The organism is Bradyrhizobium sp. LB11.1 (genome assembly GCF_040549385.1).
In the GTDB taxonomy this organism is placed as follows: Bacteria; Pseudomonadota; Alphaproteobacteria; order Rhizobiales; family Xanthobacteraceae; genus Bradyrhizobium.
Genome location: NZ_JBEPTH010000010.1, coordinates 201,308 through 219,313, shown reverse-complemented (window position 1 = coordinate 219,313; position 18,006 = coordinate 201,308). Strand labels below are relative to the sequence as shown.

The following is an 18,006-nucleotide window of genomic DNA, read 5'->3' as shown; positions in this document are numbered from 1 at the left end:
TACAAATATCAGGCAACTTAGTTGCCTCTTCGGGCCTTTGGAATCCGCGACGGTGAATTAGAGATTGACGAGTTCTAAAAAAGAACGTTATGTAATTGCTCAATGTGCCGCATTGCAGAAGCAGGCGCAATTGGGTCGGGAGGTCAGTCGTGGCGGAGCTTTCGGAGGCGATCAATCTCGACGCGATAGCTGTCGGCTTGCCGAGCCGAATCCATGAAGTATTGGCAGGACCTGTTGCCAAAGCTCCCGGGCGAGTAGCGCTGGTCGAGGACGGGGCTTCCTGGACCTATCGCGATCTGGAGCAGCGCGTCAGCGAGATCGCGATCGTCCTCTCGTCGCTGGGGATCAGGCCGGGCGATCGGATGATCATTGTCAGCGAAAACTGCATAGCACTTGCCGCCCTGCTGCTGGCGACGAGCCGGCTCAATGGCTGGGCTATCGTCGCTAACCCGCGATTGTCTGCTCGCGAGCTGGACCAGATCCGCGACCATAGCGGCGCCCGTCGAATGTTTTTCACGTCAGGTATTTCGAAGGACGCCGCGGCTCACGCCTCGCGCTATGGCGCGGCGACCCGGCAAATAGGCGCGCTGGGAGAGATTGGTGTCGGCCCGCTGAACGAAAGTTCGACCGTCGAGCCGGTCGAGGCCGATCCCGCAAAACAAATCGCGGTGTTGATCTACACGTCGGGGACGACGGGTACGCCGAAGGGCGTGATGCTTTCACATGACAACCTGCTGATCAGCGCAAAGACCACGGCGCATTTCCGCAGGATGAACGAGGACGACAAGATTTATCTGGTATTGCCGATCTCCCATATCGTCGGCATCTCGCTCCTGATCATGACGTTGATGGTCGGCGGCACGGTGCGGATGGTCAGCAAATACGATCCTGCCGCGACCGCCAAAGCGATCGCGGAGGAGGGTGTTACCATCCTCAATGGTGTGCCTGCCACCTATCAACGCCTGCTGGAATACAAGAACGTATCTGGTGCGGGGCAGCTCGCCCGAGGCTCGTTACGCTTGATCGCCGTCGCCGGTGCGCCTCTCGATCTGAATCTGAAATCGCGGGTCGAGGAAGAGTTCGGCCTTCCGTTACTCAACGGCTACGGGATCACCGAATGCTCGCCGGGAATTTCAGGCGTACGTTTCGATGCGCCACGCTCCGACCAGGCGGTCGGTACGCTACTGCCGGGCGTGGAGGCGCGGGTGCGAACACTCGACGGATTTCCGACGGCAAGAGGTGAAGTCGGCGAGCTGCATGTTCGCGGGCGCAACGTGATGCTGGGCTATTATCGCGCCCCCGAGCTTACCGCGAAGGTGATCGATAGTGAGGGCTGGTTCAACACCGGCGATCTCGCGCGTTTCGATGGCGATTGTCTGTACATCGTCGGCCGCACCAAGGAAATGATCATCCGTTCCGGTTTCAACGTCTATCCTGCGGAAGTCGAAGCGGTCCTCAGTTCACACAAGGACGTCGTTCAGTCTGCCGTGGTCGGTCGTGCCGCAGACGGCAATGAGGAGATCGTTGCTTTTGTGCAATTGCTGCCGGGATCCCGCACGACGCCGGAGGATCTGATGAGTTTCGTCCGATCTCAGCTTACGTCCTACAAGCGGCCGTCCGAAATCGTCATTCTTGATGCCTTGCCGGCGACCTCGACCGGCAAGATACTCAAGCACAAGCTCGCGGAGTCCTTGCGCGAAGGTGGCGCAACCCCTCCGGCGCAGACGCCCGAACTCCGCAGGCAACATATCTAACTTTACCGGGAGAACATCCTTGCAAAAGAGAAACGCAACCGTGGCCGTGATCGGCGCCGGAGATTATATCGGCGGCGAGATCGCCAAGAAATTCGCCTCAGAGGGCTTCACCGTGTTCGCCGGGCGCCGCAACGGCGCCAAACTCGAGCCGCTGGTCAAGGAAATCGAGGGAGCTGGAGGCGAAATCCACGCACGCTCCCTCGATGCACGCAAGGAAGAGGAGATCATCTCCTTCCTTGGCGACGCGGACAAGCATGCGCCGCTGGAGGTCTGCATCTTCAACATCGGCGCCAACGTCAATTTTCCGATTCTGGATACGACCGAGCGCGTGTTCCGCAAGGTTTGGGAAATGGCCTGCTATTCCGGCTTTCTCGCCGGCCGGGAAGCCGCGCGGCTGATGCTCCCCCGCGGCCAAGGCAATATCTTCTTCACCGGCGCAACCGCGAGCCTTCGCGGCGGGACGGGATATGCGGCTTTTGCCAGCGCCAAGTTCGGCCTGCGGGCCGTTGCGCAGGCGACGGCGCGTGAGTTGGGGCCCAAGAATATCCACGTGGCGCATCTCATCATCGATTCAGGCGTCGACACCGAATGGGTGCGTCAGCGGCGGATCGAGGCGCTGGGTCCCAATGCGCTTGATGATCCCGATCTGCTGATGCCCCCATCGTCGGTCGCAGAATCCTATTGGCTGCTCTATCAGCAGCCCAGAAGCGCCTGGACCTTTGAGTTGGAGATCCGTCCCTTCGGCGAGAAGTGGTAGCGGGAGTCTCTCACGATGGAGCTCAACCTTTCCGGCGAAGACGCCGCGTTTCGTGACGAGGTGCGCGCTTTCATTGCGGAGAATTATCCGCAGGAAATGCGCGTTCCAAACCCCGAGACCGATTTGACCAAGGAGCAGTCGCTGCTCTGGCACCGCATCCTGCACAAGAAGGGCTGGATTGCTCCGCTCTGGCCCAAGGAATACGGCGGTCCGGGCTGGTCGGTCACGCAGCGCTTCATCTTTGAACAGGAGACATCACGCGCCGGAACGCTGCCGCCGCTTGCGTTCAGCGTCACCATGGTCGGCCCGGTCATTTACACCTTCGGTACCGGTGCGCAAAAAAAGCAGTATCTCCCGCGAATCCTCTCCGGCGAGGACTGGTGGTGCCAGGGCTATTCGGAGCCGGGCTCCGGCTCCGACCTCGCTTCCGTTCGAACCAAGGCCGTGCGCGATGGCGATCACTACATCGTCAACGGCCACAAGACCTGGACGACGCTGGCCCAGCATGCCGACTGGATCTTCTGCCTGGTGCGGACCGACCCTTCGGCAAAGCCTCAGGCCGGCATCTCCTTCCTTTTGATCGACATGAAATCGCCCGGCGTCACGGTGCGGCCGATCATCACCATCGACGGATCGCACGAGGTCAACGACGTCTTTCTCGAGGACGTGCGGGTCCCCGCCGAGAATCTGATCGGCGAGGAAAACAAGGGCTGGACCTACGCGAAATTCCTGCTCGGCAACGAGCGCACGAGCATGGCCGGGATCGGCCGGTCGACACGGTATCTCGCGCGTCTCAAGCAAATCGTGAGAACCGAGGTCGGCGAGGACGATCCCGCGTTCGGGGAGTTCATCAGGGAGATCGCGCGCGTCGAACTCGATGTGCTTGCGCTGGAGGCGACAGAACTGCGCATCGTTGCGCAGATGGCACGCGGCATCGACCCGGGACCGGCCGCATCGCTGTTCAAGATCAGGGGCACCGAAATATTCCAGCGCATCACCGACCTGACACATCAGGCGATCGGCAATTACGGTCTGGCCGTACGCGAGCACCCGGTCACGGCGAACCGCATCATGCCGGGGCCGGACTATGGACACACCGCGTCGGAAAAATACCTGAACTCCCGAAAGCTCAGCATCTACGGCGGATCGAACGAGATCCAGCGCAACATCATCGCGAAAGCAGTCCTTGGTCTCTGACCACATCGCACGAGGTATCCGATGGATATTCAGTTGACCGAAGAACAGGAACTGCTCCGTTCCAGCATTCAACGGTTCCTGCGCGATCAGTACAATTTCGACGAGCGTCGAAAGATTGTGGCGACGGATGAAGGCTGGAGCCGCAAACACTGGAGCGCCTTTGCCGAGCTTGGGTTATGCGCGGCACCGTTTCAGGAGTGCTCTGGCGGTCTGGGTGGCGGATCGCTTGCGACAATGATCGTGATGCAGGAGTTCGGACGAAATTTGGTCGTTGAACCCTACTTCGAGACCATTGTTCTCGCAGGCGGCTTGATCGAAGACGTCGGCTCGCCCGAGCTGCGCGAGGCGCTCCTGCCGCAGATCATGGATGGCAGCGCCATATGGACGCTGGCCTGGGCCGAAGGGCGATCGCGTTACGACTTTAACAACGTCGCCACGACGGCAAGACGTCAGGGGGACAAGTATGTCTTGAGTGGATCCAAGGCGGCTGTGATCGGTGCGCCATGGGCCGACAAGCTGATCGTCTCGGCTCGCACGTTCGGAGGAGCCCGTGATCGCGACGGCGTAAGCCTGTTCGTCGTCGATCGTCATTCGGCCAATCTCCACTTGCAGGACTTCAAGACCATCGATGGCCGTCGCGCCGCCGAACTGACGCTGAGGGACGTGGAAGTGCCTGCCGACCAGCTGCTTGGTGTCGAAGGTGAAGGCGTAGCTGCGCTGGAAGCGTGCCGGGACCGTGCTATTGCGGCGCTCTGCGCGGAAGCGGTAGGCGCGATGTCGGTGTTGAACTCCGCGACGCTTGAATACAGCAAAGCGCGCAAGCAGTTCGGAGTCGCACTCGGGACCTTTCAGGTGTTGCAGCACCGCATGGTCGACATGTTCATCGCGCTCGAAGAGTCGATCTCGCTTATGCAGCATTTGAGCCTCAGCCTTGCGGCCAGGGGACCAAATGGATCGAAACTGGCATCTGGCGCGAAGTCCAAGGTTGGCTACGCCGCGCGCTTCGTCGCGGAGCAGGCCGTGCAGCTACATGGGGGCATGGGCATGAGCGACGAATTGAACGTCGGCCATTACTTCAAGCGAATAAGCTCCATCAACATCCAGTTTGGCGATCCCGCCTATCATCTCATGCGATACGCGGAGCAAAGCTGAGGTTCCGCCTGAGGCGGTAATCCGACTGTCGTATCCAACCAAAGGTAAAGCAATGACGGAAGCCGTGATCGTCTCGACCGCCCGCACCCCGATCGGCAAGGCATACAAGGGCGCGCTCAACCACACCGAGGGCGCCACCCTGTTGGGCCACGCGATCTCGTCGGCGTTGTCACGTGCCAAGATCGAGGGCGTCGAAGTAGAGGATGTGGTGATGGGTTGCGCCATGCAGCAGGGCACGACCGGCACCAACATCGCGCGCAAGGCGCTGTTGCGTGCCGGGCTTCCGGTGAGCGTGGCCGGAACGACCATCGATCGCCAATGTGCGTCCGGCCTTCAGGCGATTGCATTGGCTGCGCGTTCAGTGGTTTTCGACGGCGTGCCGGTGGCTATTGGAGGCGGCGGCGAGTCCATCAGCCTGGTCCAGAACAATCAGATGAACATGTTTCATGCCGTCGATCCCAAGCTGCTCGCCATGAAGGGAGACGCTTACATGGCGATGCTGGATACGGCCGAGATCGTGGCAAAGCGCTACGACATTTCGCGCGAACGTCAGGACGAATATAGCCTGGAGAGCCAGCGCCGGACCGCGGCGGCGCAGCAGGCCGGCCGCTTCAACGTAGAACTTGCGCCGATCGAGACCACGATGGCGGTCACCGACAAGGCGACCGGTGCGGTGTCATATCAGCAAGTGACTCTGTCGGTCGACGAGGGCCCGCGCCCCGATACCACCGCTGAGGCTCTCGCGGGCGTCAAGCCGGCCAAGGGGCCGGGCTTCACAATTACCGGCGGCAATGCGAGCCAGCTCTCCGACGGTGCTAGTGCCGCCGTCATCATGAGCGACAAGCTTGCGGCGCAGAAGGGACTAAAGCCGCTCGGTATCTTCCGCGGCTTTGTCTCGGCAGGCTGCGAGCCGGACGAGATGGGCGTAGGGCCCGTCTACGCCGTGCCTCGGCTACTCAAGCGTCATGGACTTACGGTTGACGATATCGATCTCTGGGAATTGAACGAGGCTTTCGCCGTGCAAGTCATCTATTGCCGCGACAAGCTCGGGATCGATCCGGACAAGCTCAACGTCAATGGTGGCTCGATCGCGGTAGGCCATCCCTACGGCATGACCGGAGCGCGGCTGACCGGCCACGCCTTGATCGAGGGGCGCCGGCGCAAGGCCAAGTACGCCGTCGTCACCATGTGCGTGGGCGGCGGCATGGGCGCCGCAGGGCTTCTCGAAATTGTCCAGTGACGAGCAACAAGGCCGGCTGGATGAGACATCTGTGAAATCACATCGGAGGCACGCGTGAAGACAGCGATCACGGAGATGTTCGGCATCGAACATCCGATCATCCAGGGCGGAATGCACTATGTGGGATTTGCCGAACTCGCGGCCGCAGTGTCGAACGCGGGTGGGCTTGGTATCATCACCGGTCTGACGCAGCGGACGCCGGAACTGCTCGCCAAGGAGATCGCGCGCTGCCGCGACATGACGGACAAGCCGTTCGGCGTGAACCTGACGTTCTTGCCGACCTTCAGCTCGCCGCCCTATCCGGAATACATCGCAGCAATCAGGGAAGGCGGGATCAAGGTCGTTGAAACCGCGGGTCGCAGCCCCGAGCAGTACATGCCGGCCCTGAAGGCGGGTGGTATCAAGGTCATTCACAAATGCACGTCCGTCCGGCACTCGCTGAAGGCCGAGCAGATCGGCTGCGACGCCGTCAGTGTCGATGGCTTCGAGTGCGGCGGTCATCCCGGCGAGGACGACATGCCCAACATGATCTTGTTGCCGCGCGCGGCGGAGGAACTGAAGATCCCGTTCGTGGCGTCAGGCGGCATGGCGGATGCACGCAGCCTGGTCGCGGCCCTTGCGATGGGGGCCGCCGGGATGAACATGGGAACGCGCTTTATCGCCACCAGGGAAGCGCCCGTGCACGACAACGTCAAGAATGCGCTGGTCAAGGCATCAGAGCTCGACACGCGTCTGGTCATGCGCGGGCTTCGGAATACCGAGCGCGTGTTGAACAACAAAGGCGTCGAGCACCTGCTCGAAATCGAACGCGAGAAGGGAAAGAGTCTCAAGATCGAGGATATCCACGATCAGGTGGCGGGCGTCTATCCCAAGGTGATGATCGACGGCGATATGGACGCTGGCGCGTGGAGTTGCGGCATGGTCGCGGGCCTCATTCGCGATATCCCGACGGTAAAGGAACTGATCGACCGCATCATGGCAGATGCCGAACGAATCATCCGGCAGCGCCTGACGGGCTTCCTCGACGCTGATGGGTGACTGAGAAGAAGCGCATGCGGAGTCACAAACCATCAAGATCCTGTGCCCCGCGCGTACAGGCCAAGAGCCAGCAGGGAAAACCCGCTCAGCACGACGCCCAGCGCGAACATTGCTTCATGCGACACCGTGGCGGCAAGCCATACGCCGATTGCGGCGGTCATCATCTGCCAGAAGCCCAGCAGCGCCGAGGCCGCCCCGGCCTTGTCCCCGAATGGAGAGAGCGCTCGCGCGGTGGCCAGTGGACTGACAATGCCCATGCCGAGGAGAAATACGCTCATCGCGCCCAGAAATGGCAAGAAGGTCGGATTGATTATCGAGATGAGCAGGATCGCAGCGCTGCTGGTGGCCGTCGCCAGCAGTCCTGCCCGGATCGGGCCATCGAGCCCGTAGCGTGGTGCCAATCTCGTCGCCAACATACCGGCGGCGAATACAATAAAGACGGTGCCGGCGAAGAAGAGGCCGAGTTGGATCGGCGTGAAGTGCAGCGCTTCGATGAATAAGCGCGGTGCAGCCGAAAACATGGAGAACAAGCCGCCTATGATGAGGCTTGAGGTCGCAGCCGGCATAACGAAACGACGATCGCCAATCAGGCCAGCATAAGTCCTGGCGATGGCGAGCGGATTGAGCGGCGTGCGGGTCGAATTGTGGGTTTCGCCGAGGACGATGCTGTAGGCAATGGCGCTAACCGCGGCAAAGGCCGCGACGAGTACGAATTCGGAGCGCCAGCCAAAGCTATGATCGAGTGCGCCACCAAGCAGCGGCGAGAATCCGGGAGCTGCCGACATCACGATCATGATGAGCGCCATTGCGCGTGCCAGCGCCGCGCCACTGAACATGTCGCGGGCGATAGCGCGAGACAGCACTGACGTCGCGCAAGCGCCGGCAGCCTGCACGATGCGGCCGGCCAAGAGATTGGGTAGGTCGTTTGCCAAACCGCACCAAACGCTGCCGCCGAAGAACACGCCAAATCCGATCAGGACCGGCCAGCGTCTTCCGTAGCGATCCGAAAGCGGTCCGACCAGGAGCTGACCCACCCCAAACACTGCAAGAAAGGCGGTGATGGCGGACGTGACCGCCGCGCTCGTGACATTCAATGAGATCGCAATTTGAGGCAGCGACGGCAGCAAGATGTTGGTCGCGAGCGTTCCCATGGCTGCCAGGACGGAAAGGACCGCGATCGGCAGGACGCTGGAGATGGGAACGTCCAGCGGCGCGGTCTTGATCTGGTCAGCCATGGCAACTTTCGCGCTGGTAGAGATGGGCAGGTTCCAAGACGGCGAGTGACGCGGTTCGCGCCGCTCGCCGTGTCCTTATCCTGTCGGACCGGCCGTGCTATCAGCGGACGACGCGCTCGATCGCGATGGCGGTGGCTTCACCGCCGCCGATGCAGAGGGCTGCAACGCCGCGTTTGAGGTTCTGCGCCTCCAGCGCATGCAGCAGCGTCACGATCAATCGCGCGCCGGTGGCGCCAATGGGATGGCCGAGCGCACAGGCGCCGCCATTGACATTCAGCTTTTCTCTCGGGATGCCGAGATCTTTCTGCGCTGCCATCGCCACCACGGCAAAGGCCTCGTTGATCTCGAACAGATCGACATCGCCGACGCTCCAGCCGATCTTGTCCAGCAGCTTGCGAATGGCCGGGATCGGTGCCGTGGTGAACCATTGCGGCTCCTGGCTATGGGTGGCGTGGCCCTTGATCTCGGCCAGCACGGGGAGCCCGTCGCGATCAGCGAGTGAACGCTTTGCCAGAATAAGCGCCGCAGCGCCGTCGGCATTTGCCGAGGAGGCGGCAGGCGTGATGGTGCCATTGGCGCGGAACGCGGCTTTCAGCCCGGGGATTTTGGCGGGATCGACCTTGAGCGGATGCTCGTCGTTGGCGATGATGCGTGGCCCGGCCTTTTCCGTCAACGTGATCGGAGCAATCTCAGCCCTGAATGCGCCGCCTTCGACCGCCTTGCGGGCGCGGGTCAAGGTCTCCATCGCGTAGGTGTCCTGGTCCTTGCGGCTGAATTGATACGCTTCCGCGGTGGCCTCGCCGAAATCACCCATCGAGCGGCCGGACTCGTAAGCGTCTTCCAGGCCGTCCATCATCATGTGGTCGATAATCCGGTCATGTCCCGCGCGATAACCGCCGCGTGCCTTGGCCAGCAGATAGGGCGCATTGCTCATGCTCTCCATGCCGCCGGACAGAACGATCTCGGCGGAGCCCGCATTGATGATGTCGTGAGCGAGCATAGTGGCCTTCATGCCGGAGCCGCAGACCTTGTTGATGGTCGTGGCGCCGGTAGCATCCGGCAATTTGGCGCCGCGGGCAGCTTGGCGCGCCGGCGCCTGACCTTGTCCGGCCGGCAGCACGTTGCCCATGAACACTTCGTCGATCCGCTCGGGCCCGAGCTTGGCCCGTTCCAGAGCAGCTCCGATCACGTGGGAGCCAAGCTTGTGTGCGCTGAGCGGCGAGAGCTCGCCCATGAAACGGCCGAGCGGTGTACGGGCGGCGGAAAGGATGACGACGGGATCGGAAGCGGCGGCCATAGCTAGTTCTCCTGCTGATCGCTGTTATTGTATGATGATAGTCATATAAGATAGTCGGCAATGCAATGAAATGTTGCCGGGCCTGCAAAAGCGCGGTTCCAAAGTTGCCGGGAGGGATGGGAACGGTTTGTACAGCCGACACCCAGGAGCTTGCGCGGAGGGGCGATGCGTTACGTGGAAGGCCATAGGCGCCAAACCCACAGTCGCATCGTTGAAAATGCCTCATACGGCTTATGCCAAAACCGCGCCGTGCGCGCTTCCAGCTCTGGCCGCCGATGTCGCTCTCACCGACGCCGCCGAGCGGCTGCAAATACCAGTTCGTCGGGTCTCGCCATCACGCAGCGCATTTGCAATGGCATGTCATGCCAAGTCCGGACTCGCACAAAGCGATGACCGCGACTGCGTTCGAACGAGCACTGCGCTCTTTCAAGTCAGTCTTACCTCACCGATTTCACCGAACGATCTACATCGAGAAATTCAATTCCAAATAGGAATTAAATATTTATGCCATTGGGGCCGGTGTTTTCAGGTCATATCATAGATCTTCGTATTGACAGTTCTATTTTAGAACTATTTAATCGATCAGCCGATGGAGTTAAGACGCGGACCCTCCCGTTTGAAGGAGGCCGCTCGGCGCTCGAAAAAACAAGGCACGAGGGAGGATGGCATGAGGAGCGTGGACGAGCTCACCGCAGCCGAATTGCTGGACGGCTTGCCGTCCAGAGTACATGAGGTCTATGCGCCGTTCGTGCGGGACATCCCGGATCACCCGGCCTTCGTGGAAGGAGGGCGTTCGTGGAGCTACCGGCAGTTCTCGGATGCTGTCGACGTCGCGACGAAAGATCTCGCCGAACTCGGGATCAGGCCTGGCGATCGCGTGATGATTGCCAGCGAGAACAGCGTGGCTCTGGGAGCGATGCTCTTCGCGGCGAGCAAGCTCGATGCGTGGGGTATTCCGGTTAATCCCCGCCTCTCGCCCAGGGAGATCGACCTGATCGGGACGCACAGCGGCGCCAGACGCATGCTGTTCAATTCAGCGCTCTCGAAGGAGGCGGCCGATCATGCCAGCCGCGTCGGCGCGAAAGTCGGCGCTGTGGGACCATTCGGCGGAATCGGCGTCGGTCCTCTCAATGCGGATGCGCAATCGGAGCCCGTCGAGAAGGACGGCGCCCGTCAGGTCGCGGGCCTTCTGTACACCTCGGGCACCACCGGTGCTCCGAAGGGAGTCATGCTGAGCCACAGCAACCTCCTCTTCACCGCAAAGACTTCGGGAATTCTTCGCCAAGGCGGTCCGGGCGACCGCATCTACGGCGTGCTGCCGATGTCGCACATCGTCGGCTATTCGATCCTGCTGATCGCCACGCTGATGCACGGCTGCACATTGCATGTCGTAGCCAAGGCCGATCCCGCTGCGCTGGCCCATGCCATAGCCGAGGAGGGGATTACGAGCCTGTTCGGTGTGCCCGCCACATATCAGCGTTTGCTCGAACACAAGGCGGTCAAGGGCATCCAGCGGCTCAAACGGGGAAGGCTGCGGATCATGGCCGTCGCCGGCGCTCCGCTCGACCTCGATCTGAAGAAGCGGATCGAGGACGAGTTTGGAATTCCGCTGTTGAACAACTACGGCATAACCGAATGTTCGCCCGGCTTGTCGGGTGTCCGCTCGGAACAGCCTGTCTCGGACGAGTCGGTCGGCCCCTTTCTTCCCGGCATCGAGCACAGGATCATGGACGGACAAGGCAGGAAGGCGGTGACCGGCGACGTGGGCGAATTGCACGTTCGAGGTCCCAACATCATGCTCGGCTACTATCGCGCGCCCGACCTGACGGCTGCGGCGATCGATAACGAAGGATGGTTCAACACCGGCGATCTCGCCCGCGTGAATGGCAAGGGCCATCTCTATATCGCTGGCCGCACCAAGGAGCTGATCATCCGCTCGGGCTTCAACGTTTACCCGGCCGAGGTGGAGGCCGTGCTGAACGCGCACGGCCAGGTCGTCCAATCAGCCGTGGTGGGACGATCGGTCGATGGCAACGAGGAGGTCGTCGCGTTCGTGCAGCTTCTCCCCGGCGCCAGCGTTAGCGCCGAAGACCTGAAGGCGTACACGGCCCAATTGCTCACGTCGTACAAGCGTCCGACCGAATTGATCGTGCTCGACGCTCTGCCCTCGGCTTCCACCGGCAAGATACTCAAGCACAAGCTGCGCGAGATGGCGATCGCACGGGCGGACGCAAAGACGTCAAACGCGGCGGCCGCCGGCTGACGGATGCCGGGATGACCAAGGCATTCGAAATCGAATTATGCCCGATCAAGGAAGAATGGTGAGCGACGGATTTGTCGCCAAGGGAGATGGCAATGTTCAGAAAGTCGATGATTGCAGCCGCGCTCGCGGCATCGATAGCTGGTGCGCCGGCGCGTGCGGAGACGCCGGGAGTCAGCGAACTCGAGGTGAAGATAGGAGCGACTTTCCCGTTTAGCGGTCCCGCTTCGCCGCTCAGCAATACCGGAAAAGGTCTGATCGCCTACGTCAATTCGATCAACGAGCGCGGCGGCATCAACGGACGGAAGATCAACCTCGTCACTTACGACGATGCTTACAGTCCTCCAAAGACGGTGGAGCAGACCAGGAAGCTCATCGAAAGCGACGAGGTGGCATTTCTGTTCGGTCCGCTCGGTACGCCTGGTATCAGCGCCACCATCAAGTACGTCAACGCGAAGAAAGTGCCGCATCTGTTCGTCGTGAGCGGGGTCACCAAGTTCACGAATTTCGCTGAGTATCCCATGACCACGACGGGATTACCGAGCTACGACACGGAGGGGCGAATCTACGCGAAATACATCACTCAGACCCGTCCGGACGCGAAAATAGCGATCCTGTATCAGAACGACGATTTGGGTAAGGACTTCGTCAATGCCTTCAAGGGCTACTTGAAGGACGATTTCGACAAGAAGGTCGTCGTGTCCTCCTACGAGGTGACGGAGCCGACGATCGATTCCCACGTCGTTTCGCTGAAGTCGTCTGGCGCAGAAGCTTTCCTGGTCGCGGGCACGCCAAAATTCGCAGCGCAGGCGATCAAGAAGGCCGACGAGATCGGCTGGAAGCCGCTATTCCTGATCAACTACGTTTCGAGCTCCGTGTCTTCGACCATCGTCCCCGCGGGACCGGAAAAGGCCGTAGGCATCGTCGCCGCGACGATCACCAAGGATCCGAACGACAAGAAGTGGGCCGACGATCCCGGCATCAAATGGTACCGCGATTATTTCGCCAAATACCTGCCGGGCGCCGATATCGGCGATAACAATTATCTGTTCGGTACCCAGCAGGGACAGATCCTGGAGCAGGTGCTCAAGCAGTGCGGCAATGATCTCTCGCGGGAGAACATCGTCAAGCAATCGCGGAGCATACGCGGGCTGTCGCTTCCGACGGCCATACCGGGTGTCATGATCAACACGGGCCCGGAAAGCAGCATGGCGTACACGCAACTGCAGTTGCAGCGTTGGAACGGGACCAGTTGGGAGCAATTCGGTAACGTAATCAGCGCCGAGGGCAAGTGAACTCGCCGTCGGAAGCTGCTATGCGGGTGATCTGAGCCCGCAAAGCCGCCAACTGAATCATGGAGGACTGATGTCCAGCGACGTACTTTTCCGGCCTTTCAGGCTGAAAGGGCTGAACTTGCCGAACCGGGTCGTGATGGCGCCGATGACGCGCTCATTCTCTCCTGGCGGCGTTCCGACCGAAGACGTCGCGCGGTATTACGCTCGCCGGGCCGAAGGAGCGGTCGGGTTGATCATATCGGAGGGTACGGGCGTGGATCGTCCGGCATCCCTGAACGATCCGAATGTTCCCCGCTTTCATGGCGAGAAGGAACTGGCCGGGTGGCGGCGTGTGGTTGACGAGGTGCACGCCGCGGGCGGCCTGATGGCACCGCAGCTATGGCATGTTGGAGCCGTTCGCACGCGCGCGCAGGATTGGTCTCCTCCCGGTGCTTACGACAGTCCGTCCGGTCTGTCACGACCGGAGAAGAAGTTCGGCGAGCCGATGAGCGAAGAGGATATCGCAGACGCCATTCGCGCTTTCGCCGATGCGGCGCTTGCGGCCAAGCGCCTGGGATTCGATGCCGTCGAATTGCATGGCGCGCACGGCTATCTGATCGATCAGTTCTTCTGGGAGGGTACCAATCGCCGGGAGGATGCCTATGGAGGCAGGGACCTGCCGGGCCGGGCGCGATTCGCCGCTGATATCGTCCAAGCGGTGCGCGAGTCAGTTGGAGCGGACTTTCCGATATTGCTCCGCATCAGCCAGTGGAAGCAGCAGGACTACGAAGTGAAGCTGGCCGATACGCCTCGCGCATTGGAAGCTTGGCTCAAGCCTCTGGTCGACGCCGGAGTCGATATCTTGCATTGCTCGCAACGGCGCTTCTGGGAGCCGGAGTTCGACGGCTCTGATTTGAATTTTGCCGGATGGGCGAAGAAGGTCACGGGTGTACCGACGATTTCGGTCGGGTCGGTCGGTCTGACCGGCGAATTCATCGCTGCGTACGGCGGAGAAAGCTCGCGTCCGGCGTCCCTCGACGAGTTGATCCGCCGCCTCGACCGCGAGGAGTTCGATCTTGTCGCGGTGGGGCGGGCGCTGCTTCAGGATCCGCAGTGGCTACTGAAGATACGCGACGGCCGGACAGAGGAATTGATGGCTTTCGAACGAACTGCGTTCGCAGCGCTGAGCTAATCCGAGCGATGAAGGGTATCGGGGCAGGGTTCGTCGCTACCGAATAAGGGCTATCCAAATGTTGGGTAGCCGGTGCTGCGGCGATCGGTCCAAGCCGGCTGGCAACGAATGATCGGCTGCGCGGCAGTCGACGACGGGAGGAGCCTGCGTGTCGTTGCGCAGTCGCCTGGAAGCAATTTGGAGACTGGCAATGAACGACACAAAAACCCAAGTCGGCCAAATCCGCACCGAGGTGCACGGGCATGTGTTCAAGATCATCATCGACAACGTTGCGAAGAAGAATTCGTTCAGTCCGCAGATGATGGCGCAGATGTCGGATGCGATGACGCTTCTCGACCGCACCGACGACTACTGGGTCGGGGTATTGTGCGCCGAGGGCCCGGATTTCACGGCCGGGTTGGATATGCCGAAATTCTTTGGGCCAAAGGCGGAGATCGCCGAGGACAAGCCCGGCAACATCGATGCGTTTGCGCTGAAGAGCCGATGCCGCAAGCCGATCGTGACGGCCGTACAGGGGATCTGCTTCACGATCGGCATTGAAATGATGCTGGCCGGCGACATCGTCGTGGCGGCCGACGACGCCCGGTTCTGTCAGATGGAATCCAAGCGCGGGATCGCGCCCCTTGGTGGTGCCCACTTCCGGTATTTGACGCGGGCCGGCTGGGGAGACGCGATGTATCACCTATTCTTGTGTGACGAGTTCGGCGCTGCCCGGGCCCACAAGATCGGGTTCGTTCAGGAAGTCGTTGCACCAGGCCAGCAGATCGCACGCGCAATGGAGATTGCGAATCTGATCGCCAGGAACGCGCCGATCGGCATCCAGGTGACCAAGCAAGCCGCGTTGAAATACATCGAGGCCGGCGAGAGAGCTGCGATCGATTACATTCCCGAGATCAAGGATCGCGTCTTCAGCAGCGAAGACATGAAAGAAGGCATCCAGTCTTTCGTGGAACGTCGGTCGGCAGTGTTCCGCGGAAAATAAAGATCCTCCGAACCGCATAGTAGAACTCGTCTCAGGACGCAGCGACAAATGCGGGGCCGGCCGACAGCCGCTGAAGAGTCCAAGACCGTTGCCAGAACGGGTGACAACGGCTGTTAGCTCGTGGGCCTCGGCGGCGACGACAATCGAAACGACTTTCTGAAGGTACTGGGCGCATCATGACGATGCTCCCGCCCCCCTCAGTCCTTCAACGCGTAGGCGATGATGTAGTCGCCACGCTTGGTGCCGAACGAGCCGTGGCCGCCGGCCGCGGTGACGACATATTGCTTGCCGTCGACCTCGTAGCTCATCGGCGTCGATTGGGCGCCGGCCGGCAAGCGATCTTCCCAGAGCACCTTGCCGTCGCGCACGTCGTAAGCCCGGATCGCGTATTCATAGGTCCCGGTGTAGAACGCGACCCCGCCGGCGGTCGTGATCGGCCCACCCAGCATCGGTACGCCCATCTTGAAAGGCAGGGGCAGCGGCGTGGTGTCCCGGATCGTGCCGTTGGGATGCTGCCAGACGATCTTCATCGTCTTCAGATCGATCGCGGCCATCGAGCCCCATGGCGGCCGGTAGCACGGCACGGAGAGGGGCGAGAGGAAGCTCCTGATATCCACCCCGAACGGCGTGCCATACATCGGCTGCGTCCCGACCTCGCTGCCCACCGGCTTGTCGGCTGTCGGCGCGGGAGGATTTTGGGGGCCGCGCGGAATGAGCTTTGATGCAAAGGGCAACGACATTGGATTGGCGATGGCGATCTGTCTCACCGGATCGACCGCGATGCCGCCCCATTCGAACATGCCGAGATTGCCCGGGAAGACGAGCGTGCCCTGCAACGACGGCGGCGTGAACGTGCCCTCGTAATGCAGCCGGTGAAACATGATCCGGCACAGCAGCTGGTCGAAGATCGTGCCGCCCCACATGTCCGCGCCGGTCAGCTTCGCCTCGGGGCGAAACGTCAGCTCGGAGAACGGCTGGGTCGGCGCGGTGCGGTCGCCCGGCGCGGCTCCTTGCGGGACGGGGCGCTCCGGCGCCGGAACGATCAGTTCGCCGGTCCTGCGATCGAGTACAAAGATATTGCCCACCTTGGTCGGCTGGATGATCGCGGGAATGACGCCCTTGGCCGTGGTCACGTCGACCAGGCTCGGTTGTGAGGGAACGTCCATGTCCCAGAGGTCGTGATGCACCGTCTGGTACGACCAGACGCGCTTGCCGGTGTTGACGTCCAGCGCAACGATCGAACTGGAGTAGCGCTCGACCAGTGCATTGCGATTGCCGCCCCAGATATCGGGCCCGTTATTGCCGGTGGGGATGTAGACGAGGTTCAATTTCGGATCGAATGAGGCTGCGATCCACGAATTCGGCGAACCATTGGTGTAGTGCCGCGTCGGCGACGGCAGCTCATTCTCGTCCGCCGCGCCGGAGTCCCAGACCCAAACCAGTCTGCCGGTGTAGACGTCGAAGCCGCGGATCACGCCCGAAGGCACTTCGACCGCATAATTGTCGATCACTGCAGCGGCGACGACCAGGATCTTGTCACTGACAACCGGCGGTGACGTCGGTTCGAAGAAGCCCGCGGTCTTGATTCCCATGCCTTGCTGGAGATCGAGGCTGCCGTGATCGCCAAAACTCTCGCACAGCTTGCCGGTGTCGGCATCGAGAGCGATCATGCGCCCGTCGTTGACCGGCAGGAAGATCCGCCGAGGGCATTCCGCGGGCGCGGGACTGCCGCTGCTGTCGACGGCGCCCGCCGCGGCTTCGTGGTAGGAGACTCCGCGGCAGGTCATGTGCTGGAACGTCTTGTTGAACACCAGCTTGGGATCGTATCGCCAGCGTTCCTTGCCGTTCCTGGCGTCGAGCGCAAACAGCACCTGGTGCTGTGAGCAGAGATAGAGCGTGTCGCGCACCTTGATCGGCGTGACTTCGAAGGTGGTCTCGCCGGAATCCTCTGGCGTCGGGACGTCGCCGGTGCGGAAGGTCCAGGCGACCTGGAGCTTGCCGACATTGTCGGGCGTGATCTGCTTCAGCGGCGAATAGCGCTGTCCGAATTGCGTGCGTCCATAAGCGCGCCAATCGGCATCAGGCTGAGGATCGGCTTCGCTTTGCGGCACGGCGGAAGCTTGCTCGACGACCCTGCCGTTGATGTCGTGATAGCTGGACAAAAGCGCGATGATGAGTACGGCGGAAGCTGCTGTAACGCCGATCCAGAGCGGCAGCGTCGCGCCTCGGTAAGACACCGGCTCGTCTCGCAGCAGCCCGCGAACGATCACCGGCGTGAGCAGCCAGAGCGCCATGGGGACGACGATGTCGCCGCGCGATGCGAGCGGCCACCAGTCGAATTGTACCTCGGAGACGGCCCACGCCAGCGTGACGACCAGCACGATCGCAAACAGCCACAGCGCCGAACGGCGCTGCGTCAGCAACAGCGCGCCGGTGGCGAGGATGCCGACACCGAGAACAACATAGAAGATGGACCCACCCAATGCGGCGAGCCAGAGGCCGCCGCCCGCGAGCACCAGGCCGATCAGAGCGTAGACGAGACCCGTGATAAAGACTGCCCTTGATCGCTGCATGGCTGCTCCGGCGCGGAAAAGAGATCGGGCCTGTCCGGCAAACGCAACTGAGGGC

Annotated in this window: 13 protein-coding genes; 10 read left to right on the top strand and 3 right to left on the bottom strand. The window is 61.5% G+C overall.

What is annotated here, in order from left to right:
* Positions 1-104 precede the first annotated feature (104 nt).
* From ABIA96_RS25420 to ABIA96_RS25395, 6 genes are read left to right on the top strand one after another with little or no spacing between them, the layout of a single operon-like run.
* A complete protein-coding gene (locus tag ABIA96_RS25420) occupies positions 105-1,754 on the top strand; it encodes a class I adenylate-forming enzyme family protein (RefSeq protein WP_354139816.1) in 1,650 nt (549 codons plus the stop codon).
* A 19-nt stretch (positions 1,755-1,773) separates the two neighbouring features.
* Positions 1,774-2,511, top strand: coding sequence for an SDR family oxidoreductase (locus tag ABIA96_RS25415; RefSeq protein WP_354139776.1), 738 nt, complete (start codon positions 1,774-1,776; stop codon positions 2,509-2,511).
* A 15-nt stretch (positions 2,512-2,526) separates the two neighbouring features.
* Positions 2,527-3,708: an acyl-CoA dehydrogenase family protein gene (locus ABIA96_RS25410; RefSeq protein WP_354139775.1), complete on the top strand. Its 1,182-nt coding sequence runs from the start codon at positions 2,527-2,529 to the stop codon at positions 3,706-3,708.
* A gap of 21 nt (positions 3,709-3,729) precedes the next feature.
* Positions 3,730-4,860: an acyl-CoA dehydrogenase family protein gene (locus tag ABIA96_RS25405; protein ID WP_354139774.1), complete on the top strand. Its 1,131-nt coding sequence runs from the start codon at positions 3,730-3,732 to the stop codon at positions 4,858-4,860.
* Positions 4,861-4,912: 52 nt separating this feature from the next.
* Positions 4,913-6,100, top strand: a complete 1,188-nt coding sequence (locus ABIA96_RS25400) for an acetyl-CoA C-acyltransferase (protein WP_354139773.1) — start codon at positions 4,913-4,915, stop codon at positions 6,098-6,100.
* 54 nt (positions 6,101-6,154) lie between these two features.
* Positions 6,155-7,138, top strand: a complete 984-nt coding sequence (locus tag ABIA96_RS25395) for an NAD(P)H-dependent flavin oxidoreductase (RefSeq protein WP_354139772.1) — start codon at positions 6,155-6,157, stop codon at positions 7,136-7,138.
* Positions 7,139-7,170: 32 nt separating this feature from the next.
* On the opposite strand, the gene ABIA96_RS25390 is transcribed toward ABIA96_RS25395, so the two are convergent.
* Positions 7,171-8,373, bottom strand: a complete 1,203-nt coding sequence (locus ABIA96_RS25390; RefSeq protein WP_354139771.1) for a multidrug effflux MFS transporter — start codon at positions 8,371-8,373, stop codon at positions 7,171-7,173.
* A 100-nt stretch (positions 8,374-8,473) separates the two neighbouring features.
* Positions 8,474-9,670, bottom strand: coding sequence for an acetyl-CoA C-acyltransferase (locus tag ABIA96_RS25385; protein WP_354139770.1), 1,197 nt, complete (start codon positions 9,668-9,670; stop codon positions 8,474-8,476).
* Positions 9,671-10,337: 667 nt separating this feature from the next.
* On the opposite strand from ABIA96_RS25385, the gene ABIA96_RS25380 reads away from it, so the two are divergent.
* The 4 genes from ABIA96_RS25380 to ABIA96_RS25365 all read left to right on the top strand — a co-directional run bounded on the left by ABIA96_RS25380 (position 10,338) and on the right by ABIA96_RS25365 (position 15,378).
* Entirely contained in the window at positions 10,338-11,933 is a 1,596-nt protein-coding gene (locus ABIA96_RS25380) for a class I adenylate-forming enzyme family protein (protein WP_354139769.1), read from the top strand.
* A 92-nt stretch (positions 11,934-12,025) separates the two neighbouring features.
* A complete protein-coding gene (locus ABIA96_RS25375; RefSeq protein ID WP_354139768.1) occupies positions 12,026-13,225 on the top strand; it encodes an ABC transporter substrate-binding protein in 1,200 nt (399 codons plus the stop codon).
* Between the two features lie 70 nt (positions 13,226-13,295).
* Positions 13,296-14,396 carry an NADH:flavin oxidoreductase gene (locus ABIA96_RS25370; RefSeq protein ID WP_354139767.1) on the top strand — a complete coding sequence of 367 codons (1,101 nt, stop codon included), beginning with the start codon at positions 13,296-13,298 and terminating at the stop codon, positions 14,394-14,396.
* Positions 14,397-14,586: 190 nt separating this feature from the next.
* Positions 14,587-15,378 (top strand): crotonase/enoyl-CoA hydratase family protein, encoded by a 792-nt coding sequence (locus ABIA96_RS25365; RefSeq protein ID WP_354139766.1) that lies wholly within the window; start codon positions 14,587-14,589, stop codon positions 15,376-15,378.
* 197 nt (positions 15,379-15,575) lie between these two features.
* Here ABIA96_RS25365 and ABIA96_RS25360 read toward each other — a convergent pair whose 3' ends face one another.
* Positions 15,576-17,951 carry a glucose/quinate/shikimate family membrane-bound PQQ-dependent dehydrogenase gene (locus ABIA96_RS25360; protein ID WP_354139765.1) on the bottom strand — a complete coding sequence of 792 codons (2,376 nt, stop codon included), beginning with the start codon at positions 17,949-17,951 and terminating at the stop codon, positions 15,576-15,578.
* Positions 17,952-18,006 lie beyond the last annotated feature (55 nt).